This window comes from Cellulomonas hominis, assembly GCF_005239125.1.
Classification (GTDB): domain Bacteria; phylum Actinomycetota; class Actinomycetes; order Actinomycetales; family Cellulomonadaceae; genus Cellulomonas; species Cellulomonas hominis_A.
The window spans coordinates 1-730 of sequence record NZ_SZYE01000373.1 but is presented as its reverse complement, the minus strand read 5'-3'; the positions used below and the strand labels follow the sequence as shown (position 1 = coordinate 730).

Sequence of the window (730 nt, the reverse complement as noted above, 5' to 3'; positions counted from 1 at the left end):
CGCCGCCGGCGCCGGCGGCGGACCCGCCTGGGGCGGCGAGGCCGTGCGGGAACCCGAGCGCCGCCCGCAGCCGCTCGGCGTCCGCCGCGGTGTGGAGCGTCAGCGCGCCCTGCCACGCGGCCGGCCGGACGGCGGCGGACCCGGTCGCGACGACCACCGCGTCCGCGGCGACCTCGCCGTCCGCGGTGCCGACCCGCACGCCGTCGTCGTCGACCGCGAGCCCCGTGGCCGGGCTGCCGAGCCGCACGTCGTCGGCGGCGGTGAGCGCGTCGGCACCGAGCTCGTCGGAGAGCCACGCGGGCGCCGGGCGGTCGAGCAGGTGCTTGGACAGCGGCGGCCGGTCGTAGGGGGCGACACCCTCCGCGCCGAGCAGCGTCACCCGGCCGTCGAAGCCCTGGGCCCGCAGCTCCAGGACCGTGCGGGCCCCCGCGATGCCGGCGCCGACGACCACGACGGAGCGTGGTGCGGGCGGCGACCCGGGCGCCCCTGCGCCGCGGTCGGGACGGGCGGCGGCGGGTACGGCATCAGGCACCCGGCCACCGTAGCCTGCACCGACGCGCCGCCGCCGTGCTCGGGCGGGAGCTCCGGGGGGGCGCTGGCGCGCGGATGCCGGCGACGTCGAGATCGGTGGTTCGCGCCGAAGTCGGCGGCTGCAGGGACCGATCTCGGGCGGGAGCACCGATCTCGGCGGGCGCGCCGGCCGCGCGGCGGGCGCGCCCGCGCCCCGCGC

Annotated in this window: 1 protein-coding gene; it reads right to left on the bottom strand. The window is 81.9% G+C overall.

All coding sequences use genetic code 11. The features are described 5' to 3' along the window. A partial coding sequence (locus FA014_RS19640; protein ID WP_195969406.1) for an FAD-dependent oxidoreductase occupies nt 1-532 on the bottom strand: 532 nt, incomplete at its 3' end. Between the last annotated feature and the right edge of the window lie 198 nt (nt 533-730).